Source organism: Kocuria sp. NBRC 114282, assembly GCF_030268385.1.
Classification (GTDB): Bacteria; Actinomycetota; Actinomycetes; order Actinomycetales; family Micrococcaceae; genus Kocuria; species Kocuria palustris.
This window is the reverse complement of record NZ_BSQO01000001.1, coordinates 79345-103120: the sequence shown is the minus strand read 5'-3', so window position 1 is coordinate 103120 and position 23776 is coordinate 79345. Positions and strand designations below refer to the sequence as shown.

Genomic DNA, 23776 nt, shown 5'->3' with positions numbered 1-23776 from the left:
GCAGTAGGACCGCGAAGACCAGACGAGGACCCCGGAGGCGATCGCGACGCCCCGGGGTCCTCGCATGCCCGGGCTCCTCCGATCTCAAGGACCGACGCAGCCGCACGGGCACCTCGCACCCGCGAGGAGTCGCCTGCGCAGACCATCGCTCGCCCAAGCCCTGCGTGAGCGACTCCTCGCGGGCCCCTCAGTCACCCCGGGTCGCAAGACGGGCACCCGGACGGCGCGGCGCCCCGGCTCGCAAGAGCCGGGGCGCCGTGGTCCGCCGATCCCGAGTGCGGGATCATGCGTCAGTCGATCAGGAGGCGACGACGGAGGCCAGGCGGTTCATGGACTCCTCCAGCTCCGCCTCCGAGATCATGGGGAAGTGGACCTTCTTGAGGATCTCGGGGTTGGCGTCCTTCCACGTGTAGGTCTGGGTGACGCGCGTCTGGTCCTCGCCCAGGGACTCGAGCTCCCAGACCCACTCCCAGCCGTTGTCCTCGACCGTGGTGCCCTGCCTGGCGGGCTTCCAGGCGATCAGCTTGTTGGGGTCGAAGCCTGTGACCGTGTTGTCGGTCTTGTAGTCGCCGCCCTGGTCCTCGCGGTGCATGTCCATGGTGAAGACGTCGCCGGCCTTCTCGATGCGCTGGTCCGAGCCGTTCTTGATGTTGCCGGAGCCGTCGAAGTCGACGTGGCGGGCAGGCAGGGACAGGATCTGGAAGATCTCGGCCGCCGGGGCATCGATCTCGCGGGTGACGGTGACGGAGGTGTCGGTGGTCGTCATGCTGAAGTGCTCCTTTTCATCAGGGGACTTTCGTGTGACCACAGTAGGAAGACTGCGGCCCGGATCACAACGCCGTTCTCCCCCAGAGGAAGTGCCGAGAGCCGCTGGCTAGCCTGGAGGCATGCAGCAGCGCACCGTGATCGGCCTGGACATCGGCGGAACCTCCACCCGCGGCCTGCGCGCGGACGGCCCCGCCGCCGCACCGGGGCCCGAGCTCGTCATCGGCGCCGAGGCCTGCGGCGGCAGCTCCAACGTGCAGAACGTGAGCCGCGACCAGGCCCGGCAGAGGCTGGCCGCCGTGCTCGAGGAGCTGGGCGCCCCCGGGCTGGATCCTGCTGCGCAGCGCGTGGACGTGGTGATCGGGGCGGGAGGCGTGGACACCGACGACGACGCCCGCCGACTCCGGCAGCTCGTGATCGAGGCCGCTGGGACCCTGGCTGCAGCCCAGTTCCGCATCGTGCACGACACCCGCCTACTGCTGGCCGCCGCCGGGGCGGACGAGGGCATCGCGCTGATCGCCGGCACCGGCTCCGTGGCCTGGGGCCGCACCGCCGAAGGCTCCGAGGCCCGCCGAGGCGGCTGGGGCTACCTGCTGGGCGATGAGGGCAGCTCCTTCTGGGTCGGACGCGAGGCCGTGCGCCGGGCTCTGTGCCGGGCAGACGCCGACGAGCCGGCCGATGAGCTCGACCGCGCCGTGCTCGAGACCCGCGGGCTGGGGCAGCGCTCGGAGCTGATCGCGGACTTCCACGACCGCTTCGAGCGCACCGCCTGGGCGGGTCTGGCCACGCACGTGGACCGCTGCGCCAGCGCCGGCCACCTGGGAGCCCGCGAGCTGCTCGAGGCCGCCGCAGGGCACCTGATCGAGATGGCGGCCGGGGTCGCCGAGCAGCTGAGCCTCACGGGTCCGATCGTGCTGGGCGGAGGGCTGGGGTCGTCGTCAATCCTGGTGGAGGCCCTGGCCGAGCGGGCGGCGGCAGCCGGGTTGAGCGCGCCGGAGCCGCTGCGCGTTCCGCCGGTGCACGGGACCCTGCGCCTGGCGGAGGCCTGAGCGCGGGCGCGCTCGCCCGCGTAGGCTCGGACACACACCCCGTCCCATGAAAGAGGTGCTGATCGTGTCCCCGAATCGCTCCAGCGGCTCCTCCGGAGGCTCCGACGAGCAGCCGGGCGGCGCGCTGTCGCATCCCTCGCAGCTCACGCAGGCGGATCCGGAGCGCCTGTCCGCGCTGACCCGGGATGCGGAGGCCTCCCGCGAGACGCTGAGGGCCGTCCTGTCGGACGCCGGGGCCGAGCCCCGGGATCGCGTGGCTGCCGCGGTGCTGCTCGAGGCCGTCCTCTCGGACAGCGGCGCGATCGACGCCCTGGACGACGAGGCCGCTGCCAGCACCCAGGCGCTCGAGCTGCGGTTCGCGCCGGCGCTGCGCCCCGCCGCCGCACAGGCCCTCGGCACGCCGGCGACCGTGCAGCTGCTGAGCTGGGCCGCGCAGCCCAGCCCCGGGGCGCCTCCCGTGGAGGCGGCCGAGGCGGCCGCGCACCTGGGCGTGGACGACGACGGACGCATCTACGGCCGCGTGTCGCAGCGAGCCGTGCAGATCTCCGAGCAGAAGGGCCTCAGCCGCGCCCTCAAGGATCGGCTGCGCCGACTCACCGATGCCCTGGGCCTTGCCGATCAGCAGGCCCGACGCCAGCGCGCCGAGCACAGTGCCGCGAGTGCCGACACCGCTGCAGGACCCGACGCCGGCACCGCCGCAGGAACCGACTCCGGTACCACCGCGGAGGGCGAGGCCGCACCGAAGGCTCCCGAGCCTCAGGACGGCCCCGCGCCGTCATGGTCCTCGGCCGATGACGCCGCCCTGGCCTCCATGCTGGGCCGCGATCCGGCCGACGAGCCGGCCACGGAGGAGCCGCGTCCGTCGGGCGAGGGAAGCAGCCAGCCCCCGCAGGCCCCGGACTCCGGCCGGCCCGTGGGGTTCGACGGCGGGAATGCTGCTGCCTTCGGGCAGCCCTCCGGCTCGGAGGAGGACGTCCCGCGGGCTCGGCAGGGCAGCGGACCGGGCTACGGCCCCGGCAGCGGCACGACCGAGGGCCAGCCGCCGCGCTCCTACGACTTCCGCTACCTGGGCGATGAGACCCCCAAGCCCACCACGGAGGCCGAGAAGGCCGAGTTCCGCACCACGCTGCGCAACTGGGGGATCTTCGCGCTGGCGCTGGTCCTGGTGATGATCATCGTGGCCATCATCCTCTGAGTGCCACGATGATCATCAGGGGCGTCACTGGGCAGTGAACTCCCACGGGCCGCTGGACTCCACCGTGATGAAGTACTCCTCGGCCGGCAGCTCCATGGTGCCCTCGCCGGGGCCCATCTCGTTGAAGATCGTCTGGGAGGTGGGGCCGTCGGGATCGGCGGTCTCGGCCTTGACGATGAAGTTGCCGTCGCCCTCGACCTTCACGTCGAAGGTCCCGGACTCCTCGCCCGTCCAGTGGAAGACCTTGGAGCCGTCGGCCTTGACCGACTGACCGGGGCTGACATCGGGGATCTCGTCGATCGAGTAGACGTCGAACTGCCACTCGACGTCATCCGGAGCCTCGACCGACACGTCCGTGATGCGATCGTCCATCCAGTACGGGTCCTCGAAGCCCACGCCGGTGGTGCCGGGGACCACGCCGCCCATGGAGGTGGACGAGCCGTCGGTGCGCTGCCCGGTGAAGTAGGCGTAGATGGAGCTGTCCCCGCTGGCGGAGCGGCTGGTGTAGACCGGGGCATCCTCGCCGTCCGGGTGCTCCAGGGCGAACTCGCCGCTGCCGGAGCCGGACTCGGACTGCACCGGCTCCACATCGGGCAGGCCCGACAGCTCGACCACATCGCCAGAGGCGGAGGCCGATCCGCCGCCCGAGCCCTCGGAGTCGTCCTCCGAAGGGCCCTCCGAAGCGCCCTCGGAAGCATCATCCGAAGACTCCGACGAGGCGTCGTCCGAGGAGTCCTCGGAGGCCCCTTCCGTGGACTCCTCCGAGGGCGACTCGCTGCCGGCCGCGGAGTCCTCCGTGCTCTCCTCACTCGACGTCTCCTCGGACGAGGAGGACGACGAGTCGTCGGAGGAGTCGTCGCCGCCGGTGGCGACGCAGCCGCTGAGGGCGAGCCCGGCGCTGAGCGACAGGGCGCCGAGGATCAGCGGCGAGCGGCGGCGCTTCGGCGCGCCCGAGCGCAGCTGCTCGGCGGGCTGGGTGTCCAGCTCCTCGTGCTCGGCGGACGACGACTGGGTGGTCTGTGACTTCCGGAAGCCCATGGGGGGGGTGCTCCTTCTCCGCGGTGGTGCGACGGATGCCGGTGGATCCGGCTCCGCCTCCATCCTGCCTCATGCGTTCCCTAAAGCACACACCTGCGTCGTGATGACTTTGCGTGACGCCGGCAGCTCGGGCCCCTCGTCGTGTCGGGGCGCGGTCATAGGGTCGTGAGAATGGCCCCGGAGGCAGGGGCCAGCCGACCGCAGGAGGAATCATGACCGCCGCTCAGCAGCTGCTCGAGGACCTCGCACGCCGCCCCGCCGACACCGCAGGACTGGTGCTCGACGGCCTGGGCCTCCAGGAGGCGCACACCCAGCCGGGTGGGATCCACAACTCGATCGTGTGGCTGATCTGGCACGCCGCCCGCCAGGAGGACGTCCAGGTCGCCCAGCTCAGCGGCCGGGAGCAGGTATGGAGCGAAGGCGGCTGGGCGCAGCGCCTGGGGATCGAGCGCGGGGCCGAGGACTTCGGCTTCGGCGACTCGGCCCAGGACGTCGGCGCGGTCACCACCAGCTCTCTCGAGGAGCTGGCCGCCTACCTCACCGAGGTGACGGAGGCATCGGCCCGGTACGCGGCCTCGCTGTCGGACGACGAGATCGCCGAGGTCATCGACGACTCCTACGACCCGCCCGTGACCCGCGGCGTGCGCCTGGTCTCGACCTTCGAGGACGCCTCGACCCACCTGGGACAGGCCGCCTACGCCCGCAGCCTCGTGGACAGCGGCTGGACGATCGGCTTCTGAGGCCCTCCCGGCCGCCGGGCCTGCCGACCGCAGTGCCAGTCGTGCCAGGGCGCGGCGCCCGGACAGGCCGGAAGCGCCCCTGAGCGCGGAGCAGCTCAGGGCGGGTCAGCCCTGCGCGAGTCAGCTCTGCGCGGCTCCGGCGGCAAGGCCGGAGAACCACCGCCAGGTGCTGTCCTTGGCCGCGGTCATGGACCCGGAGACGATCCAGGCGATGTCATCGCTGTCCAGCGGGAACAGGGGGCGGCGCTGGGCCTCCTCGCCGGGGACATCGACGACCTCCGTCTCCTGATCCGCCTCCGCAGGATCCGCGCCCAGCTCCGCCCAGGGATCCTCCTGGAGCTCCTCGGGTCGAGCCAGGCTCCACAGCTGGGCGAAGCCCAGGGTCGTGCCGCAGCGCGCGGCGAGCTCCTCCGCCACCGCGGCCGCACGGGGTGCGCCGCGCAGGGTGGTGCCGTCGGGGGCTTCGGCCTCCGCCCCCGACAGCACCTCGGCGTCGCCGTCGGCGGCCTGCAGGAACGCCGTCAGCAGGGCCAGGGACGCATCCAGCAGCGCAGCGTCGCCCTGCGCAGCCGCTTCGGACCCCTCCGCCGCGCCAGAAGCAGGTGCCGCCGACGACGGCAGGTCTCCGTCGAGCTGCTCCCACGCCCAGCGCAGCCAGGACCAGTGCGCCGGCGACGCCGGACGGATCTCCGGCTCCCAGCGCGTGGCCGCTGCTGCCCAGTCGGCGTCGAGGGCGGGGGTGCCGGCGACCTTCGAGTCCTGCGGCTGCTGGGGCGGGATCGGTGCGGCGGGGTGACTGAACATGCCCGCCAGGCTACTGGCCCTCGCCCGCAGGACGCGCGACGACGCCGCGCCGCGGCCCCCGTGGTGGGGATCGCGGCGCGGCGTCGTCGTGTGCGCGTCGATCAGGCGACCGGGCGCTTCCTGCGGCTCAGGAATCGGAGCTGGCCGACTCGTACTCCTCCTCGGTCATGGGCGTGAAGCTCCACTTGCCGTCGGCGTCGACAGCGATGATGTACTCGCCCTCCTCGATCTCCAGGCCCCCGGTCACGGCGCCGATCTCGTTGAAGACGTACTGGGTGCCGGTGCCGTCGTCCGTGGGGGACTCGCCGTGGACGATGAAGTTCGACTCGCCGTCGTGCTCCACCCCCATGTAGGCGTCCTCCTCGGAGTTCCAGCGGAAGACGCCGGAGCCGTTGGCCTCGATGGTGTCGCCGTCGCCCGCCTCGGGCAGCGCGTCCATCTCGTAGAAGCTCAGGGTGTAGGTGTCGCCCTCCTCGGCCTCCATGTCCCACGAGGAGGTGTTCGAGGCCAGGCCGCCGCTGCTGCCGTACGGGTCCAGCAGGAAGGTCGCGGACTCGCCGGTCTCCACGCCGGAGAGGGTCTGGCCCTTGTCGGCCGAGCCGTAGACGTAGCTGTACTCGTCCTCCGAGGTGTTCTCGAAGACGACCACCAGGGGCTCGTCGTGCTCGGGGATCTCGACGGTGCCCCCGCCCTCGCCCTCGATGACCTCGATCGGCTCGCCGTTCATGGCGCCGGCATCGACCGTGTCGCCCGAGGCCTTGCTGTCCGAGGAGTCCGAGCCCTCGGTGGCCTTGCCGCTGGCCTCGGCGTCGTCGCCGTCCGTGGGGGCGCCCTTGGCGTCGGTGCTCGCGGCGCTGTCATCGGCATCTTCCGAGGGAGCCTCGCTCGAGTCCTGGCCGGAGTCGCTCGACTCCTCGCTCGGGCGCTCCGTCTCGGCGGACTGCTCGGTCTCGGTCTCGGCGGGCTGCGTGGCCCCGGTCTCCTCGACTGCCGGCTCCTCGGTGGGGACGCAGGCAGAGAGCCCGAAGGCTGCGGTCACCGCCAGCATGCCGACGGTCAGCGGGGTGCGGAGAGTGCGATTCGTGCTCATGACGACCTCCTGAGATCGTGTCATTGGTGGTGCTCGGCTGGGGTGCCTGCCGGTCCTCTTCGTTCCGACACCTCAGAGTTAACCACTGCAAATGTGCAGGTGCAAACCCCTGCCGTCCGAACAGCTCATTGTGACGAATCTTTATATCCGCAAACACGTGACCCAGTGGTCCACGACGCGCGAGAGCCCCCTTCGCATGCACGCGAAGGGGGCTCTCGCAGCGGTCAGCGGGGCCAGCCGGCTCAGGCGGCCCGCTGGTGAGCAATCACTCCTCAACCGGCTCGTAGTTCTTCTCGTAGTCCTCCTCGGTGATGGGCGAGAAGCTCCACTTGCCGTCGGCGTCGACGGTGATGATGTACTCGCCGTCCTCGACCTCGAGGCCGCCGTCGATCGTACCGATCTCGTTGAAGGCCAGCTGCGAGGTCTCTCCGTTGTCCTCCGGGGACTCGCCGTGGACGATGAAGTTCGACTCGCCGTCGTGCTTGACCGCGTAGTAGCCGTCATCCTCGAGGTTCCAGCGGAAGATGCCGGTGCCCTCGGCCTCGGAGCCCTGGCCGTCCTTGACCTCCGGGATGGAATCCAGCGGGTAGAAGCTCATCTTGAAGGTGTCGCTCGCGTCGCCCTCCATCTTCCACTTCTTGGTGTTGGAGTCGAGGCCGCCGTTGTAGCCGTACGGATCCAGCAGGAAGATCACGGTCTCGCCGGTCTCGGCGCCTTCGAGGCTCTGCCCGGGATCGGCCGTGCCGTAGAGGTAGCTGAACTCGTCCTTGGAGGTGTTCTCGAAGACGACCACCAGGGGCTCGTCGTGCTCGGGGATCTCGACGGTGCCGTCGCCCTCGCCCTCGACGACCTCGATGGGCTCGCCGGAGAGCTTCGAGGCATCGACCAGATCGCCGGCCGGAGCAGCATCCTTGGACTTCGAGGAAGCGTCGCCGGAGGGCTTCTCCGAGGTGTCCTCGGACGCGCCCTCGGAAGGCTTCTCAGAGGCCTCTTCGGAGGCCTCCTCCGACGGCGTCTCCTCGGCCTGGGTCTCCTCGGCCTGGGTCTCCTCCGAGGACGCGGCCTCGGTCTCCTCGCTCTGGCCCGATTCGCTGGAGTCGTCCTCGACGGTGGGCACGCAGCCCGACAGGCCGATGACGCCCGTCAGGGCCAGGAGCCCGACGGTCAGGGGGATGCGGAGATGACGATCCAGGCTCATGCTGTGCTCCTTCGGAAACGGCGACCAGATGGTGCGCGGGCCATGAGGTGACCTCGCGGACTCAAGACCTCTCCAGGGAATCACGAATGCACACACCGGATGGAATGAGAAGTCAACATGTCGGTACATGACGCTGGATGAAAATCCGGGGAGGGCCTCGGCCCGTCCGACCTGGGACGGGCTCAGACGCGCGGCCCGCTCTACCCTGGAGCCATGATGACGTCCTCCGCCCAGCTGGCGACCGCCCGCACTGCCCTGTTCAGCCCCGCGCTGCGCCCTGATCGCGTGCTGAAGGCCCAGGGCTCAGGAGCCGACTGCGTGGTGGTGGACCTCGAGGACGCCGTGGCCGCCGCGGACAAGGACGCCGCCCGCGAGCACCTGATCGCTCTGCTCACCGGGACCCATGAGGCGGGCGCCCTCGCAGGGCCCGTGGCCGTGCGGATCAACGGACCGCAGACCGAGGCGGGGCGCGCCGATCTGGAGGCTCTGCGCCGTGCCGCTCGGGCCCACGAGCACAGCGCGTCGGCCCGTGCCGCCGCGGCCGCCGTGGGCGGTTCCGCTCCGGGCTGCACCGAGGCCCCCGAGCTGCTCGACGCCGTGCTGATCCCCAAGCTGGAGTCGCCCGAGCAGGTCCGCGACGTGCGCGACGGCCTGGGCTTCGAGGTCGGGATCGTGGGCACCGTGGAGTCGGCCGCCGGACTGCTGGCCCTCGAGGAGATCGTGGCCGAGCCCGGCGTGGTGCGCCTGGCGGTCGGAGCGCTGGATCTGGCCTTCGACCTGGGCTGCGGCGCGGACTCGCGCACCATGGCCGCGGCGATGGCGCGCGTGGTCACCGTCTCGCGAGCCCGCGACCTGGCCGGCCCGCTGGACTCCCCCACCCCCGAGTTCCGCGATCTGGAGCCGGTGCGTCGGGCGGCTCTGCGCGCCCGGGAGGACGGCTTCACCGGGAAGCTGTGCATCCACCCCGCGCAGGTCGAGGCGGCGGCTGAGGCCTTCGCGCCCACCGAGGAGGAGATCGCCTGGGCCCGCTCTGTGGTCGAGGCCGTCGACGGAGCCAGCGCCGTGGACGGAGCCATGGTCGACGCCCCCGTGATCGCCCGAGCGCGACGCCTCCTGGGCGAGGGCTGATCCCACGCTCTCCCTGCGGATCGTCCGGGTCTGAGCCGGCGCTGCCCGGCAGGAGGGCAGAGGCCGAGCCGGCACTCCCCCCCCGGCAGGAGGACCGAGGCCGAGAGGATCCGCGCTCTGGGCGCGGATCAGGGCTGCGGCCCCGCACCGCACGGTGCGGGGCCGCAGCCCTGTCCTTCAGGAAGTGCTCGGGCGAGCTCAGCAGCCTGCCGGAGCGCCCGCCATCGCGGGAGCGGCAAGGCCCTGGCTGCCCTGGCTGCCCTGGACCTGGCCGGCGGGAGCCTGACCGCTGGGGGCGGAAACCTGCTCGGCGCCGTTCGGAGCCGCGGGTGCGCCGCCGAGGAGATCTGCAGGGATGTCCGAGGGAGCCTCCGGAGCATCGGCCGGAGCCGCCTGGACTGCGAGCGCGGTGCCGGACTGAGCCGCGACCGTGCCGGTCGTCTCCGTGCCGGTCGAGACCGTGGCGGTCTCGGTCGCAGCCGTCTCCGTCGTGGTCTCGGTGCCGGTCGTGGTGTCCTCGGCGGTGGTGTCCTCGTCCGAGGAGTCCGAGGCGTCCGTCGTGCCCACGGCCCCGGACCAGCAGGACTCGGAGGCGGCCCACGGGCTGCTGCCCTGTGCCGCGTAGAGCTCGAGCGCCGCAGCATCCTGGACGGACTCGGGGGCCGAGGATGCCGTGGAGTAGCCGGCCGAGGCCGACAGGGACTGCCATGTGGAGTCCAGGAACTGGTAGGCGCCCGAGGCTCCGGAGGAGGCGTTGACGGCGGTGTAGTCGCCGCCGGACTCGCACTGCTTGATGGCCTCGAGGGTGGCGTTGCCGGTGTCGGCGGCGTTGGCCGGCACAGCGGAGAGCCCAGCGGTCAGTGCCAGGGCCGCACCGCCGGCGCCCAGGGCGAAGCGGGACAGGCCGCGACGTCGGGTGGAGGTCGTCGTGGTGGTCAAGGTCTTCTCTGCTTTCGTCGCTGACAGGAACTTTCCGGCGGCCGGTCTCGGCTGCCGATGACCAGAACCCTGCGCCTCCTCCGTGATCCGAGTCTGTGCGGAGGCTGTCGCGCTCACAGCGGCATGTGGGGCTCGGAACGCACAGTGGGGGCCCCGGGCCCGTCCCTGGATCCGCCGCGTGCGCCGGGGACAGGGGCCGAGGCAGGTCTCAGCGCGAGCAGGCATCCGGCACAGTCCCAGCACAGGGTCGGCCCGGATATTCGCGGCTATGAGAATCCTGACAGTGGACCTGACCGCCCGATCCCGCCGCACCGACGAGCCCGTGCCGCCCGGATGGGCCGCCGATGACCTGCTGATCGAGGCCGTGCGCCCCTCCGAGCTCGCGTGGGCCTGCGCGGACCTCCAGCCCGAGGCCGTGGTGGTCACGACCGACTCCGCGGGCCGCGCCGACGCCTTCCTGGTGCGCTCTCTGCGGGAGGAGGAGGTGGGCGTGCCCGTGCTGGTGATCGCCGCCGAGGCCGACGGCGAATCGCTGGCCGCCTCCCTGGAGGCAGGAGCCGACGATGTGGTGCCCTCCCCCTCGACCCCGATCGAGATCCGCGCCCGGCTGCGCGCCCTGGCCCGACGCCCCCGCACCTGGATGCCGGACCTGCTCACCAACGGCCCGCTCCAGGTCGACGTGCTGGGCCACCGCGCTGCGGATGACGGCCAGGAGCTCGAGCTCACCGCCCAGCAGTTCCGCCTGCTCACCGTCCTGATGCGCAATCCGGGCCGGGTGATGTCGCGCGATCAGCTGCTGGCCGCCGCCTGGGACCCGGCCCAGGAGGTCAGCTCCAATGTGGTCGAGCAGTCGATCTCCGGGCTGCGCGCGCGCCTGCCGCGCTCCGGGTCGGCGCTGCGCACGGTGCGCGGCATCGGCTACCGGCTGGATCGCCTGGACCACGGCGACCGACGGGACGGCGCCGCAGCAGGCACCCACGCTGCCTGACAGCGCTGCCGATGCTCCGACAGCTGCTGCCCAGGCAGACCGGGCCAAGCTGTCGGCACTGGGGCCCGGCAGCACTCGCAGCGCGGCAGGCAGCGGGTCCGCTCAGGCCAGCGGCAGCTCGATCTCCACGACGGTGCCGTGCGCATGCCCGGGCGCCGGGGACTTCAGCCGGGCGCTGCCGCCGGCGGACTCCGCGATGGTCCGCACGATCGCCAGCCCGAGCCCCGAGGAGCCCTCGGCGCCGGCGGTGCGGGCATCGTCGCCGCGGGCGAAGCGGTCGAAGGCCGTGGGCTGCAGGTGCTCCGGGATGCCGGGGCCGTCGTCGGCCACGGCCAGCACTGCACGGCCGTCGCGGATCCTCAGGCTCGTGGTGATGCGGGTCCCGGCGGGCGTGTGCTTGCGGGCGTTGGAGAGCAGGTTGGCGACGGTCTGCTGCAGCTGAGCGGCCGGGACTCGCACGGGGACGGGCTCGTCCGGGACGTCGAGCTCCCAGGCGTGCTCGGGGCCGGCGGCCTGGGCGTCCCTGACGGCCTCGGCGGTGATCTCGCCCAGGTCCACGGGGTCTCCGGACGGCTGCTGCTGGGCTCCGGAGTCGGCATCCAGGCGGGCCAGCAGCAGGAGGTCCTCCACGAGCCCGTTCATGCGCTGCGCCTGCGCGAGCAGCCGGTCCAGGATCCGCTGACCGTCCGGGGTGAGTTCCTCGCGCAGCCGCAGCATGTCCGCGTACCCGCGCACCGAGGCCAGCGGGGTGCGCAGCTCGTGGGAGGCATCGGCCACGAAGCGGCGCAGCTGGGCCTCGGAGGCGTCGCGGCGGGTCATGGCATGGTCCACGCTGAGCAGCAGGGTGTTCAGCGCCCGGCCGACCTCCCCGACCTCGGATCCCTCCTGCGCCAGATCGCCGCGCACGAGGTGATCCGCGACCGGTACCCGGGCTTGGGCCAGCGGCAGCTGGGCGACGTCGGAGGCGCTGCGCGAGATGCGCCGCAGCGGCTCCAGCGACCGGCGCACCCACCACAGCCCGGCCGCGGCGATGACGGCCAGCGCCGCCAGCGAGACCAGCACCACCGTGGTCACGATCGTGGCGGTGGTGCGCTCGATCTGCGCCGCGGGAAGACCCGTGACCACGACGCGGTCCTGCGTCTTCACCTGTGCGTCCTGCGGCGATGCCGACGGGGCCGGGGCCTGCGATGCCTGCGCCTGGCCGTCCGGGGCCTTCTCCGCCCCGTCCTGCGGGGAGGATGGGGCCTGCGAGGCGCCCATGCGATAGGCGCCGATGGACAGCTCGAGGGCTCGGACCGGGGCGTCGGAGTCCTGCTGGGGCTCGGCGGCCTCGTTCAGGACGCCGGAGTCCTCGATCGCCGCGACGTCCTCGGCCGGCAGCTCCCGGATCTCGCCGTCCTCGCCCAGGTAGCGCGCGCTCGTCGTCCGCCCGTCCTCCTGCACGAGCGCGAGCACCCCGACGGGCTGTCCGGGGGCAGCCAGGGGGTCGCGCTGGCCGTCGTCGGCGGGATCGGCGGCGCTCGTCGGGTCAGCGACATCGGAGGGCTCGCCGGCTCCGGAGGGCTCGGGCGCCTCGGACGGCTCAGCCGGGCTCGACGGCTGCGCGGCGCCCGGACCGCCGCCCTGATCGCCCAGGAAGTTCCACGACCGGCTCATGGCCTGGCGCACGGAGTCGTCGAGCTGTGCGCTGAGCGTGCGCTGGGCGATCAGCGCGGTCGTCGTCCCCATGGCCGCCAGCACCAGGGCGACGAGCACGACCACCCCGATGACGGTGCGCAGCGCCAGACTGCGCCGCCAGCGCAGGCGCGGGCTCATGCGGCCGGGCGGATGACGTACCCGGCTCCGCGCACGGTGTGGATCATGGGCTCGCGGCCGGCGTCGATCTTCTTGCGCAGGTAGGAGATATACAGCTCCACGATGTTCGCCCGGCCCTGGAAGTCGTAGTCCCACACCGCGTCCAGGATCTGGGCCTTGGACAGCACCGCGCGCGGGTTCTCCATGAGGTAGCGCAGCAGCTGGAACTGGGTGTCGGTCAGCTCGATCGGGTCCCCGCCGCGCGAGCACTCCCGCGTCACGACGTTGAGGGACAGATCGCCCAGCACGAGCTCGTCGGAGGAGCTCGAGGCGATGCCCGTGCGCTCCAGCAGCCGGTGCAGGCGCAGCAGCACCTCCTCGATGGAGAAGGGCTTGGTCACATAGTCGTCGCCGCCGGCGGCCAGCCCCGCGATGCGGTCCTCGACCGCGTCCTTGGCCGTGAGGAACAGCGCCGGGACGGCCGGCTGCGTGCGACGGATGCGCTCGAGGACCTCGGGGCCGTCGTACTCCGGGAGCATCCAGTCAAGGACCAGGACGTCCGGGGTCCATTCGCGGGCGATCTCGACCGCCTCGCGGCCGCGATGGGCCAGGCGGGTGTCCCAGCCGAGCATGCGGCAGCCCATGGCGACCAGATCGGCCAGCGCCGGCTCGTCGTCGACGACCAGCACGCGCACCGGCGAGCCGTTCGGATGGCTCAGCGGCGGGAGGTTCAGGGACGACAGGCTCACGGTTCTCCTTCCGACGTCCGCGTCCATCCTGGCAGACCCTTCCGCCGTCACAGGCCCGGACCTACACTCCGTGCGGACGCCCGGGAACGGCCCGGGTCCTGCCAGAGGAGCGCACGTGCCTGAGCAGAAGCTGAATCCCGTCCAGGGCGGACCGATCTGGATCGACCTGTCCACCCACGATCTCGACGGCGCCCAGAGGTTCTACTCCGAGCTGCTCGGCTGGTCCTTCCAGGACGGCGGCGAGGAGTTCGGGCACTACCACACGATCACTCACGAGGGACGGGCGATCGGCGGCGCCATGTCCTCGCTGATGGGCCCCGACGGACCCACCGAGGAGCCGAACGGCCCCACCACGTGGACCGTCTACCTGCGCACGTCGGACATCGCCGCCACGGTCTCCCGCGCGGAGTCCGCCGGGGCGCAGGTGCTCTTCCCGCCCATGGACGTGTCCGATCTGGGCTCCATGACCGTGCTCTCCGATCCGGCCGGGGCCGCCGTGGGCCTGTGGCAGCCGGGAACGTTCGACGGCATCCAGGCCGCCGCCGCGCCAGGGCTGCCCTGCTGGTTCGAGTGCATGTCCACCGACTACGACGCCTCCGAGGCCTTCTACCGCGACGTCCTGGACTGGGATATCGCGCGCATGGGCGAAGACGAGGCGGAGCAGTCCGAGGACGCACCCTCCGGCGTGCGCTACGCGACCCACGGCGCAGGCGAGGCCGCTGCCGCCGGTCTGTGCGAGGCCGCGAGCTTCCTGCCGGAGGGCACCCCGTCGTTCTGGCGCGTGTACTTCGGCGCGGAGGACGTGGACGCCGCGCTGTTGACCGCGACCCGCCTGGGCGGCACCGTCCTGGACGGACCCATGGACTCGCCCTTCGGCCGCCTGGCCACCGTGGCCGACCCGCAGGGCGCGAGCTTCCAGATCATCCAGGCGGTCTGAGGTCCCCGCGGTCCTCGTCGCGGCCGCTGGAGCGCGACGAGGACGCCGTGGTTCCGGGGCGCGCTGCACTTCCGCTCGTTGACCGGGATCAAGGCGCCTGGCGCGTCCAGCGGGCACCCTGAAGGCATCGGCTCACCGGAGCCGCATCCTGTCGAGACGGAGGACCGCCATGGAGCCGCTGCACCGCATCGCCGACGAACTGCTGAAGACCGCGCGGGGCGAGGAGAACGGACGAGCCGCTCGCCTGCTGGTCCACGACGGCCCGCTGCGGCAGACCCTCGTGGCCCTGCGAGCCGGCGCGGAGCTCGCCGAGCACAACTCGCCGCCCGCGGCCTCCATGCAGGTGCTGCGCGGCCGGGTCCACGTCACGGCCCAGGAGCACGACGAGCTCTCCGAGGGCGAGATCGCAGCCCTGACGCACCACCGCCACGGGGTCCTCGCCCAGGAGGACTCGGTATTCCTGCTCACCACGGTCACCGGCGTTGCCGGAATGGACAGCCACTGCGACCCATGAGGTCGTTCTTGCTCAGCCGCGGGCCCAGACGATCTCGCTCGAGCCCAGCAGCCGACCCTGCGGATCGCGGACCTGCGACTGCGTGATCGCGATCCGACGGCCGTCCTTGAGCACCTCGACCCCCACGCTCAGGGGTGGGCCGTCAACCGGCACCGGGCGGTGATAGGTCGTCCCGATCGAGACGGCCCTGCGTGCGCCGTCCGCTGATCCGGGCCGGCTCAGCGCCTGGGCCGCCTCGCCACGGCCCTCGTGCGCGGCCTTGGCCGCGAGTATCCGTCCTGCCGCCAGCTCGTGCAGGCGCATCTGGATCCCGCCGTGCATGATCCCGGCGCTGTTGGCCGTGTCGGCGGAGGGGATCACGCTGAAGCGGCCGTCGTCGTTCCGGGCAGGCTCCAGCGGCAGCAGCCGCGCCCAGTCCTGGGGCTCGGCGACCTCTCCCCACTGCTGTGTGGACTCCGGGCTGGAGCCCGCGTAGCCGCCCTGGCCGTCGACCGCCATGAAGCGTCCCAGCGCCTCGGCGACCGCGCGCCCGTCCTCGCCCACCAGCACGCCGCGGGCCACGATGCCGGTCGGCCCCGCACTGAGCAGCTGGCCCGCACCGCGCAGCGTCTCCCCCGAGCGCGGCGCGCTGAGCTGCTCGACCCGCAGCGACAGCGTGAGCATGGACTCGCCCTTCCCCAGCCCCTCCCGGATGCCCTGGGCCACGGAGATGTCCGCGGCGACTCCCAGATGGCTCGCCACGGGATCCTGGGGCATGCGCGCCAGCACGGCGAGGTGCTCGCCGTGGATTGTCGTCACGCGCGTCCCGCCCGTGAGATCGCCGGGCTGACGGGGGCTGCGGACGACGGTGGCGTCATGGGCGAGGAAGTCGCGGCCGATCGCCTGGAGCGCGGGCGAGGGAAGCATCTGCCGGAAGGGCATGGAGAACTCCTGAGGTCGGGGCCGCTCTCACCTTAGGTCGTTCACCGTCGCCCAGGTCAGAGCGGCTCTGCTCAGACGACTCCCGTTGAAGCCGCACATGCACCACCGCTCAGCGCTGATGACCTGCGGTGGTGCGGCCTCGTCCCACGCGTCAGTTCAAGCCGCACCAATGACTCCGATCGACTCTGATCAGGTGCGCAAATGCGGCTTCGAAGCTCAGCGACCCGCTCTCGCAGCCCGTACCAGTCGGACCGCTTCCGGAGCTGTCCCAGGCACTTCCTGGCGCATGTCCTTCCAGCTCAGGCGGATCTCGCGCCAGCCGGCGGCGACGGTCGCTCGCTCGCGTTCGATATCTCGGACTCGCTGATCGATGCCGTCGTGGTGGGGGCCCTCGATCTGCAAGGCAAGACGATTCCCCACGTCCGCCAGATCGGGCCAGACTGATCGATGCCCGGGCGCCGTCAGCTCGATGTCGGTGACCCACCCCCGGAGACCGAAGGCCTCCAGCAGCAGGCGCATTCGCGTCTCCAGCGCCGAGTCCACGGCGGGGAGCGCACGCTCGAGTCCCTGCCGCACCCGCGCGACGCCGCGCACACGCGACATCCGCCGCAGATCGGTCGCCATCGTCTCCAGCGGACGAAGGCACCCCAGGCCGGCTCGAGGGCCCGTCGAGTGCTCATCGATGATGCCCTCCAGCAGAACGAGCAGGTCGTCGTCGGTGAGCAGCGGTCGGCCCCGGCCGCGGGTCATCCCGGCCAGATCGACGGCGGTCCGCGTGGGCCCGGTGACCAGCATTTCCGCGCGCATCACGACATCCTCAGGGGCCAGGAGTGCTCGGTGCCCGACGACGCCGATCCGTCTGGGGGCTTTCCGGCCAGCCGTCTGGGTGAGATGGACCGCTGTGGAGCCGCGAAGGCGCTTCGAGAGTCGCAGACCGAGCACCTGCGCCGCGGTGACATGACTGATCACAGCTCCTGGAGTCACCACCTGAGCCGGCAGCGCCAGCGACGGGGCGTGCCCCGGCGGAGTCTCCGGTGCCCGATGCTCCGTACAGGACCAGAGGCTGCGCCCTTCGCTGCCATACGCCCTGCCGGAGAGCTGTGCTCGCGTCAGGCCAGCGGCGCGTGCGTCGTCGAGGGTGAATGTGCGCGCCTGCAGAGACGCCGGCGGATGATGCGGTGGTGTGGGCATGGGCCCCATCGCACTCCGACCGACGACCGGCTCCAGCTCTCTGCCCCTCCGAAGAGGATGCTGCGACGGGCGCACCCTGGAAATGTGTCGCTGTGGAGCCGCGAAGGATGGGTGGCCTGCAGTCATGCGCCCTCATCGAGGCCGCACCACCGCATGTCATCACGTCCGATCAGCAGCAAAGGTGCGGCCCCGGCGCGGCGTCTTCGCTCATGCCGCAGCATCGCAGGCCATGGGGCGGGATCAGAGGAATACGTGCGGCCTCAACCGAGGGGCGGGGCGGCAGGTGCAGGACGACGACAGCGGCGGATCAGCTGCGCAGCGCGCGCTCCGCGCCGGAGGCGGCCAGCACGGCGCAGGACAGCCAGATCGCACTCGCAGGCCCCAGCGGGGCGGCGACCGCGCCGGCGATCAGCGGCATCCCCACCTGTCCCAGCCGGTTGGCCATCAGACGGACGGCCAGCGCCGAGCCGCGCCAGCTGGAGGGAACGGCCGTGGTGATCATGGACATGGTCAGCGGCTGGCCGAGCCCCAGGAAGAAGCCGCCGATCGCCAGCAGCAGTCCCGCCAGCCACACGTGGCCCATCACGAACGGCGGCACGGCGAGCGCGATCGCCGATCCCAGCAGGCTGGCCTTGAGCAGTCCCGGCCGGGAGAAGCGGACCACCAGCTTGGGCAGCACCACGCGCGAGAGGATCGAGGCCCCGCCGCGGATGGCCAGCAGTGCACCCACGACCACCGGGGCCACCCCCGCCTGCTCGCCGACCAGCGGCAGGAACGCGGTGAGGATGTCGAGCATGGCCAGCAGCCCGAGCGAGGCGGTCATCTGCGGCGTGACACCGGGGGTGCGCATGACGCGGGCGATGGAGGCGCGCGGCGCGTCGTCGTCGGAGGAGGCAGCGGGCCGAAGCGTCCCGGAGCTCGTGCGCAGGACGACCGGAAGCAGCGCGGCCAGCGCCAGTCCCGCCCCGACCCACAGGGCGAGCTCGATCCGCGCCAGGCCGTCGGCGGAGCCGGTGACCGACTGCGAGCCCACGAGCACCCCGCCCAGCAGCGGCCCGAGCATCTGCCCCACCGAGTACGAGGCGGTGAACCAGCCGAAGCCGGCATCCAGGCGGTCGTCGGGAGCGACGCGCGCGATCGAGGTCTGCCCCGCGATCGTGAAGGCCAGGTGCCCCAGCCCGAGCACCGCGCTGGCGGCGGCGATGCCCAGCACCGATGGCAGCAGAGCCAGCCCGGCGCCGCCGATGCCCAGCATGGCCACGCCGGCGCAGAGCATCAGGCGCAGCGAGGACATGCGGTCGGAGACCCGTCCGAGCCACAGCGCGGTGAACAGCGGCAGGATCGCGTAGGCGGCCGTCGTGATGCCGATCGTGAGCGGGCCGGCGTCCAGGGCGATCAGCTTATAGCTCGTGATGGGGCGCAGCAGGTTCAGCCCGGTCTGGGTCAGCGCCCCAGCCAGGCACAGCAGCCACAGCCACATGAGGGAGCGCGGGGAACGGGTCATCGTCGACGAGGATACGCCCGTGTCAGTCCAGGGGCGCGGCGACCTCCGGGTCGAGCCGCCGACGGGCGTCGCGCCGCCTCCAGTAGGCGCGCAGCCCCAGCACCAGCGCGATCACGACGACGACCACCGCGGCCGTCACCACCGGCTGGCGCAGCCAGGCCTGCAGCACGGCCATCCCGACCGTTCCGTAGATGCAGCCCCAGAAGAAGGTGCCCGCGAGCATGGCCGGGATCCATCGCACCAGGGGCATGCGGGTCAGCCCGGTCGTGACGATGACCGCCGTCTGGAATCCCACGGTGAGGAAGCATGCCGGGACGGCCAGCACGCCCCACCGGTTCACGAAGGCCTCGGCGCGCAGGTACGCCGGGGAGGCGACGACGCGCTGCACGAGCCGCGAACGACGGCCCCCGCTGCCGGCCGCGCGCGCGATCCCGTACATGATCGACGTCCGCAGGATGCCCACGGCCCAGAAGAAGAGGATGGCGCCCACGACGGGCAGCGATTCGATCCACTGCCCTATCGCCTCGAGGGAGGAGGGGGCCTGGTCGTCCATCCCGCCAGGCTACAAGCGCGCGGAGCCGCTGGTTGGCGACGAGGTGTCGCCCGCCAGCACGCACGACGACGGCGCCGCCCCCTCGCGCGAGGAGAGCGGCGCCGTCGTCGATCGGTCCTATCGGGCCTCAGCTCTTCTTGGCCTCCGGGTTCACGGCGTAGGGCGGGACCTCGCCGGCGGCGATCGCGATCGCGTTCTGGGCGCACATCTCGCCCATGCGGGCGCGGGCGGACTTCTCCGCCGAGCCGATGTGCGGCAGCAGGTACGCGTTGGGCAGATCGATCAGCCCCGGCTCGAGCACCGGCTCGTTCTCGAAGACGTCCAGCCCGGCGGCCGAGATCTCGCCGTCCTGCAGCGCGGCCACGAGCGCCTTCTCGTCCACCACCGGTCCGCGGGCGGTGTTGACCAGCACCGCGGTGGGCTTCATGGCCGCGAGCTCCTTCTGGCCGATCAGATGCCGGGTGCCGTCGCTGAGCGGGACGTGCAGGGAGATGTGATCGGAGGTCTCGAGCAGCTCCTGGAACGGGACCTGCTTCACCTTGCCGGCCAGATCGCCGAGCTCGTCGTCGGAGACCTCGCGGTCTTCCGGGGCGCGCTGGACGAACACGACCTCCATGCCGAAGCCCAGGGCACGACGGGCCATCGCCTTGCCGATCCGTCCCAGGCCCACGATGCCCAGACGCGTGCCCGAGACGTCCTCGGAGAGCATCTCGTTGGGTGCCAACGGCTGGAACTGCCCGCCGCTCTCGCGCACGATCTGCTGCATCTCATAGGCACGACGGGCGGCGCCCAGCAGCAGGAGCATGGCGATGTTCGCCGTGGGATCCGTTACTGCATCCGGGGTGTTGCCGATCAGCAGGCCGTGCTCGGTGGCGGCGTCGACGTCGAAGTTGTTGAAGCCCACGCCGAAGTTCGCGAAGCCCTTGACCTTGGCTCGCGACATGAGGTCGGCGTCGACCTTCTGGGACAGCTGCTGGATCACGGCGTCGTACTCGCCGCCGCTGACCGCTGCGTCGAAGTCCTCGGGAGAGATCCCCTCGATGACCTCGAGCTCACCGACCTCGCGCAGCATGTCCTCGGCGGGGCCGGGGACGGTGAACGTGCACAGGAACTTCGGCATGGGGCTTCCTCTCGACGGGCTCTCGACGCACGGGCCAGGGCTGTCCGCTGGGGCCAGCGGTCGCGTGCGGCCCGTGTCACACGCATCCTTCCCATCGTCGCCCGGAACCGCGCTCGAGTCCACCGCGCACCCGTCGTCGGCGCCAGCCACCTGCGCCCCGCGCCGAGATCCCGCTTCCGTGCGCCCAGAGTGCCGAGATCATGCTTCCGTGCACCGAATCGGCGATCTGGCGCATTTGAGCATGATCTCGGCGCACCACCTCGCTGCGCCTACAAGGCGGGAGGGAGCGGGCCCGGGCATGGCAGCGCCCCCGTGCCCGAAGGGGCGACGGGGGCGGTGCGGGCGGACTCGGCCGCGCTCAGGCGGTCGGAGTCAGCTGCTGTCCGGAGACGGTCGGTCTCAGACGAGCGAGGAGGCGCCGGCGCGGGCCTTCTCCAGGCGCTGGGCGACGTCCTCCCAGTTCACGACGTTCCACCAGGCCTTGACGTAGTCCGGCTTCACGTTCTGGTAGTCCAGGTAGAAGGCGTGCTCCCACATGTCCAGCTGCAGCAGCGGGAACGTGGCGACGGGGACGCCGTTCTGCTGGTCGTACATCTGCTCGATCACCAGGTTGCCGGCGATCGGCTCGTAGGCGAGGATCGCCCAGCCGGAGCCCTGGATCGTGGTGGCCACAGCGGTGAACTGCGCCTGGAAGTTGTCGAAGGAGCCGAAGGCGTCATCGATCGCGGAAGCCAGCTCGCCGGTGGGCTTGTCGCCGCCGTCCGGGGACATGTTCTTCCAGAAGATCGAGTGGTTGATGTGACCGCCCAGGTTGAACTGGAGGTCCTTGGAGAGCTTGGCAGCACCGGCGGCGTCGCCGTTGGCGCGGGCCTCCTCCATGGACTCGAGGGCCTTGTTGGCCGCGGTCACGTAGGTGTTGTGGTGCTTGTCGTGGTGCAGCTCCATGATGCGACCGGAGATATGCGGCTCCAGTGCGGCGAAATCATAGGGCAGGTCGGGCAGAACGAACTTCTCAGCCATGAGACTTCCTTCCTTCGTCGAAGTGACTCTTCTATCCAATAGTTCTGAGTCACTCAGGTCAAGGTGGTTCAGCCAAGGGCTGAGGAAAATCTCAGTGTGCTGATCACCGGGGGATGACGCGGACCCAGGACCAGCCGTGGGCCTCGAGCAGGATGCCTTCGCGCAGGTCGATCTCGACGTCGTCGCGCAGTCGCGTGCCTCGCGGGAGGAAGCCAGACAGCGTCTCGCCGGTCACGAACTGGGCCCAGTCCGAGAAGTTGGCCAGGCACAGGACGACGGTCTGCGGCAGCTCGCCGTCGGGGCGCAGCCCCACCCGCTGGAGCCCGAGCACGGCGGGGTTCCGAGTGTCGAAGTCCACGACCTCCTGTCCCTCGAACTCGAAGGCAGCCGCGCGCATCTGGGCCAGACGGCGGATGGTGCCGTAGACCTGCCCGGCTGTCGCGAAGAAGTCATGGCGGCTCTCGAGCGCCGAAGCCTCGAGCCGCGGTCGGTGCAGCCAGCGCGGATCGTCGGCATGGCCGGGCTCCCGCTGCCAGTCGACGTCGTTGAGCACGGCGAGCTCATCGCCGAGCCACAGCTCGGGCACCCCGCTCATGCTGAAGGCCACCGCGTGGGCCAGCAGCAGGCGCGCGGCGCCGGCTCCGGGCTCCTCCCGGATGCCGCTGAGCGAGGCCGAGGTGCCGCAGACCCCGTGCTCGGTGCGCACGCATCCGGACTCGGCCGCGAAGGCACCGGGGAAGCCGCCGGTGTAGAATCGGTCCAGGAACTCGCGATGCGCCTGGGGGTCGATGCCCTCGGGGACGTCCTGGGGGCCGAAGACCCAGCTCAGGGCGTCGTGCTGGCGCACCGGCAGCAGCCGCCCGGTGCCTGCGCTCGCCCCGGGCTGCGGAACCGCGCGCTCGAGCATCTCGACGCTGCGGGTGGCCAGTGCGCTCCAGATCAGCGACGTCCGCCCGAGCCCCTGCCCCACCGGGGCGCCCTCGGACCGGACATCATCGGCGTCCTGGGTCTCGAGCACGCTCGAGGGCGCGGCGATGCGCAGCACCTCGGCCAGCGCCTCCAGGACCAGCAGGCCGCGGCGGTGGGATTCGCGGGCGTCGTCGCCGCTCCACAGGCGGCTGGCGGGATCGACGCGCAGGACCTGCGCCCCCAGCCCGGCCACGTGCAGCAGCTCGCCCGCCACGCACAGCAGGACGTGCGGCGAGGTCCAGTCGAGATCCCACTGCTCCGGTGCGGCGGTGGAGCGCACGAGCCGGGGATCGAACCGGCTGCCCGGATTCAGCGGCACCCACTCCTGGCCTGCGGCCGAGCGGGCCTGGGCTTCGTCGAGCGTCAGCGGCCGCGACGACCCCCGACGCGTCCCCCGCCGCACCTGGTAGAGGCGCTCGAAGTACTCGCTGCCATCGGCGGCGGCCCGCGCCCAGTCGTGGTCCGACGACGTCCTCGACGTCACGACGTCGAGCATCAGCGAGATCCCGGCCCGGCGCAGGGCATCGGCGAGCCGCCGCAGGTCGTCGGCACCGCCCAGGCGGGGATCGGTCTCGCGGTGGCTGGAGACCGCGAATCCACCGTCCGGACGCTCGGGATGCGCGCGGAAGGGAGGCATCAGCCGCAGATGCGTGACCCCCAGCTGCTGCAGATAGGGGATGCGCTCCTGCACGCCGGAGAACCCGCCGGCCCACCGATCGGCATAGGCGGCCGCTGCGAACGAGCCGCGCGAGAGCCACCAGGGCTGAGCCCCCTCGGCCGCCGCATCGGCCTGGCGCAGCGCACTGGAGCGGGCGGCCCAGGACCCTGCCAGCATGACGGCGAGATCCCCGACGACGACCGCCAGCTCCTGGTGCTCGGCCCGGTCTGCGTAGATCTCCACGATCAGCTCGACGAGCCGCCCCAGATGCTCCTCGGCGCGGCGGCGGAAGGCCGGGGCGTCGGGAAGGTGCCGCAGGGCATCGTCATCGAGGCGCGTCCGCGCCACGCGCAGCAGGTCGGCATGCGGAGCCTCGGCCCGCTCGGGGAGCTCCCGCTCGCGGGGGCTCGGTGCGAAGGCCTCGACGGACCGCTCGGCCGGTCGATGCGCGGTGAGGCCCTCGGAGCTCTCGGCGGCTGCGAGGGCCGCGGCGGCATCGCCGCCGCTCAGGTCCGCATGCGGCCGTGCGACCGAGCGCCGACGTCGGCCGACGGTCCCGGATCCTGCCCCATGGACGGAGGCGCCGGGACGGTCGTCGTCGGGGTGGTCGGGTGCGGAGATCGCGAGCTGAGTGATGTCTTCTCCCAAAGGTCAACCCGCGTGGGCAGCAGCGGGAACGGCTCAGGATCTCCATCGACTCCGAGTAGGTGCGTCTGCCCCGACGAGCGGCGCGGGCACGAGGTCCGCAGGTCGCTTCGAGTCGGGACGCCGCCAGCATAGTCAGCACATAGCAGGAAGCCACTTCCAGGAAGCGCTGTGACACTGTGGGCGGTCTGGGGGGGCATTTCGGCAGATGACGCGGAGATCACCCGCCCCTGCGCACCCATCCACCACCGCCCACAGCCGGTCCAC

General features: G+C 71.8%; 22 protein-coding genes. 7 read left to right on the top strand and 15 right to left on the bottom strand.

What is annotated here, in order from left to right; all coding sequences use genetic code 11:
* Positions 1-298 precede the first annotated feature (298 nt).
* On the bottom strand, positions 299-766 hold the full coding sequence (locus QSJ40_RS00540) for an SRPBCC domain-containing protein (protein WP_058871954.1): 468 nt from the start codon (positions 764-766) through the stop codon (positions 299-301).
* A 121-nt stretch (positions 767-887) separates the two neighbouring features.
* Between QSJ40_RS00540 and QSJ40_RS00535 the strand changes: the two genes are divergently transcribed.
* Positions 888-1814, top strand: coding sequence for an N-acetylglucosamine kinase (locus tag QSJ40_RS00535; protein WP_058871953.1), 927 nt, complete (start codon positions 888-890; stop codon positions 1812-1814).
* A gap of 64 nt (positions 1815-1878) precedes the next feature.
* Positions 1879-3009, top strand: a complete 1131-nt coding sequence (locus QSJ40_RS00530; RefSeq protein ID WP_259870457.1) for a hypothetical protein — start codon at positions 1879-1881, stop codon at positions 3007-3009.
* Positions 3010-3033: 24 nt separating this feature from the next.
* Here the strand turns inward: QSJ40_RS00530 and QSJ40_RS00525 are convergent, their stop codons facing one another.
* Positions 3034-4047: a hypothetical protein gene (locus tag QSJ40_RS00525; protein WP_285728341.1), complete on the bottom strand. Its 1014-nt coding sequence runs from the start codon at positions 4045-4047 to the stop codon at positions 3034-3036.
* 212 nt (positions 4048-4259) lie between these two features.
* Here QSJ40_RS00525 and QSJ40_RS00520 point away from each other — a divergent pair, with 212 nt between their 5' ends.
* Positions 4260-4787, top strand: a complete 528-nt coding sequence (locus tag QSJ40_RS00520; RefSeq protein WP_058871950.1) for a mycothiol transferase — start codon at positions 4260-4262, stop codon at positions 4785-4787.
* A 120-nt stretch (positions 4788-4907) separates the two neighbouring features.
* Here QSJ40_RS00520 and QSJ40_RS00515 read toward each other — a convergent pair whose 3' ends face one another.
* From QSJ40_RS00515 to QSJ40_RS00505, 3 genes are all read right to left on the bottom strand, one after another.
* Entirely contained in the window at positions 4908-5591 is a 684-nt protein-coding gene (locus QSJ40_RS00515) for a hypothetical protein (RefSeq protein WP_058871949.1), read from the bottom strand.
* 127 nt (positions 5592-5718) lie between these two features.
* Entirely contained in the window at positions 5719-6681 is a 963-nt protein-coding gene (locus QSJ40_RS00510) for a prolipoprotein diacylglyceryl transferase (RefSeq protein WP_285728340.1), read from the bottom strand.
* A gap of 265 nt (positions 6682-6946) precedes the next feature.
* Positions 6947-7879, bottom strand: a complete 933-nt coding sequence (locus QSJ40_RS00505; RefSeq protein WP_285728339.1) for a hypothetical protein — start codon at positions 7877-7879, stop codon at positions 6947-6949.
* Between the two features lie 213 nt (positions 7880-8092).
* Between QSJ40_RS00505 and QSJ40_RS00500 the strand changes: the two genes are divergently transcribed.
* Positions 8093-9007: an HpcH/HpaI aldolase/citrate lyase family protein gene (locus tag QSJ40_RS00500; protein WP_285728338.1), complete on the top strand. Its 915-nt coding sequence runs from the start codon at positions 8093-8095 to the stop codon at positions 9005-9007.
* 198 nt (positions 9008-9205) lie between these two features.
* On the opposite strand, the gene QSJ40_RS00495 is transcribed toward QSJ40_RS00500, so the two are convergent.
* Entirely contained in the window at positions 9206-9946 is a 741-nt protein-coding gene (locus QSJ40_RS00495; RefSeq protein WP_285728337.1) for a transglycosylase family protein, read from the bottom strand.
* Between the two features lie 268 nt (positions 9947-10214).
* Between QSJ40_RS00495 and QSJ40_RS00490 the strand changes: the two genes are divergently transcribed.
* Entirely contained in the window at positions 10215-10934 is a 720-nt protein-coding gene (locus QSJ40_RS00490; protein ID WP_153005735.1) for a response regulator transcription factor, read from the top strand.
* 102 nt (positions 10935-11036) lie between these two features.
* Here QSJ40_RS00490 and QSJ40_RS00485 read toward each other — a convergent pair whose 3' ends face one another.
* On the bottom strand, positions 11037-12749 hold the full coding sequence (locus QSJ40_RS00485; RefSeq protein ID WP_285728336.1) for an ATP-binding protein: 1713 nt from the start codon (positions 12747-12749) through the stop codon (positions 11037-11039).
* The gene (locus QSJ40_RS00480; RefSeq protein ID WP_051452672.1) at positions 12746-13504 is read right to left on the bottom strand and encodes a response regulator transcription factor; all 759 of its coding nucleotides are present in this window, start codon (positions 13502-13504) and stop codon (positions 12746-12748) included. The genes QSJ40_RS00485 and QSJ40_RS00480 overlap by 4 nt, the downstream gene beginning before the upstream one ends.
* Positions 13505-13592: 88 nt before the next feature.
* On the opposite strand from QSJ40_RS00480, the gene QSJ40_RS00475 reads away from it, so the two are divergent.
* Together QSJ40_RS00475 and QSJ40_RS00470 are read left to right on the top strand one after the other, a co-directional pair.
* Positions 13593-14414: a VOC family protein gene (locus tag QSJ40_RS00475; RefSeq protein ID WP_082677015.1), complete on the top strand. Its 822-nt coding sequence runs from the start codon at positions 13593-13595 to the stop codon at positions 14412-14414.
* 169 nt (positions 14415-14583) lie between these two features.
* On the top strand, positions 14584-14928 hold the full coding sequence (locus QSJ40_RS00470) for a cupin domain-containing protein (protein ID WP_006214052.1): 345 nt from the start codon (positions 14584-14586) through the stop codon (positions 14926-14928).
* A 12-nt stretch (positions 14929-14940) separates the two neighbouring features.
* On the opposite strand, the gene QSJ40_RS00465 is transcribed toward QSJ40_RS00470, so the two are convergent.
* The 7 genes from QSJ40_RS00465 to QSJ40_RS00435 form a co-directional block, all read right to left on the bottom strand.
* Positions 14941-15849: a PaaI family thioesterase gene (locus QSJ40_RS00465; RefSeq protein WP_285728335.1), complete on the bottom strand. Its 909-nt coding sequence runs from the start codon at positions 15847-15849 to the stop codon at positions 14941-14943.
* A gap of 216 nt (positions 15850-16065) precedes the next feature.
* Positions 16066-16818 (bottom strand): putative endonuclease domain-containing protein, encoded by a 753-nt coding sequence (locus tag QSJ40_RS00460; protein ID WP_285728334.1) that lies wholly within the window; start codon positions 16816-16818, stop codon positions 16066-16068.
* A 529-nt stretch (positions 16819-17347) separates the two neighbouring features.
* The gene (locus QSJ40_RS00455; protein ID WP_235586817.1) at positions 17348-18544 is read right to left on the bottom strand and encodes an MFS transporter; all 1197 of its coding nucleotides are present in this window, start codon (positions 18542-18544) and stop codon (positions 17348-17350) included.
* Positions 18545-18566: 22 nt separating this feature from the next.
* Positions 18567-19097, bottom strand: coding sequence for a DedA family protein (locus tag QSJ40_RS00450; RefSeq protein WP_006214048.1), 531 nt, complete (start codon positions 19095-19097; stop codon positions 18567-18569).
* Positions 19098-19224: 127 nt separating this feature from the next.
* Positions 19225-20217: a 2-hydroxyacid dehydrogenase gene (locus QSJ40_RS00445; RefSeq protein ID WP_024289599.1), complete on the bottom strand. Its 993-nt coding sequence runs from the start codon at positions 20215-20217 to the stop codon at positions 19225-19227.
* A gap of 399 nt (positions 20218-20616) precedes the next feature.
* On the bottom strand, positions 20617-21237 hold the full coding sequence (locus tag QSJ40_RS00440; RefSeq protein ID WP_006214046.1) for a superoxide dismutase: 621 nt from the start codon (positions 21235-21237) through the stop codon (positions 20617-20619).
* A 103-nt stretch (positions 21238-21340) separates the two neighbouring features.
* A complete protein-coding gene (locus tag QSJ40_RS00435; protein ID WP_285728333.1) occupies positions 21341-23512 on the bottom strand; it encodes an alpha-amylase family glycosyl hydrolase in 2172 nt (723 codons plus the stop codon).
* Positions 23513-23776 lie beyond the last annotated feature (264 nt).